Here is a 1,065-nt window from a genome sequence, read left to right on the forward strand (position 1 = left end):
TATATCGGCAAGCTGATTACCCAAGGCGCGCTGCAGCCGGTGGACGCTTATATCGAGCAGTACAGCACATCCTACAAAACATATTTGCAGGAGCATCCCGAGCTGTTGCCTTACCTGACCTTCGATGGTCAAATGTATGCGGTCGCGACCGCTCGGACGACGGATGGCATCGCCAATCATGGTCTGTGGATCCGGCAAGATTGGTTGGATAAGCTGGGCCTCAAGACGCCGACAACGATGGACGAATTGATCGAGGTGGCGAAGGCATTCAAGGAGCAGGACCCGGACGGCAACAAGCAGGACGATACAACGGCGCTGGTAGGCAGCACGGTCTTTGATACCTATGCGGCGATGAACGCGGCTATCGGCAATCAATGGTACCTGGAGAACGGCAGCATGAAGTACGGAGCCACGCTCGACCGGTTCGGGGATGCGATGGAGTTGGAGAAACAAATGTACGAAGCGGGGCTGGTGGACAAGGAATATTTGACGGACAAAAACTTTCAGAGGGCTATTCAACTGTGGACGACGGGCAAAGCGGGCATCTTCGCCGGTAGTTGGGGCGGCAGCGCGATGGAGAACCACATCCGGAATATGCTAAAGAACGAGCCGGAAGCCAATCCGGTACCGCTTGAGCCCGTGTCCACCAAAAACGGAAAATTCGGTCTGTACCAAGAAACGCCGCCTAATATTTTCGTAGCCTTCAATAAGGAAATGAAAAACCCGAAGGCCGCGGTCGAATATTTGGACTGGATGGTAGATGAGGGATGGAAGTCGCTGGTCAACGGAGAAGAGGGCGTTCATTACAAGGATGTTAGCGGAGTGGCCCAAATGCTGGATGCGGAGAAGTTTAAAAAAGAAGTGTCGTATGCGGGCGAATATGCGGTTGTGCGGGATGCGAAGTTCTCGCCCGAGGATCTGCTGGTGAAGGCGGCGCCTGACGAGATTTCCCAGAGGCTGGCGGCATTGAGCCAGAAGGGACTGGAGACGGCGACTCGGAACAAGTTTCGCCGGGATATTCCGTATCAGCCGAACTTTACGGAGCTGAACGATATCCAGACGGCG

1 protein-coding gene is annotated in these 1,065 nt (G+C 54.6%); it reads left to right on the forward strand.

Annotated elements, in window-relative coordinates:
- The coding region (locus B1748_RS36215; RefSeq protein WP_143810509.1) for an extracellular solute-binding protein at window positions 1–1,065 on the forward strand (1,065 nt) is incomplete at both ends.

This window comes from Paenibacillus sp. MY03 (assembly GCF_002165585.1).
GTDB classification, from domain to species: domain Bacteria; phylum Bacillota; class Bacilli; order Paenibacillales; family Paenibacillaceae; genus Pristimantibacillus; species Pristimantibacillus agaridevorans.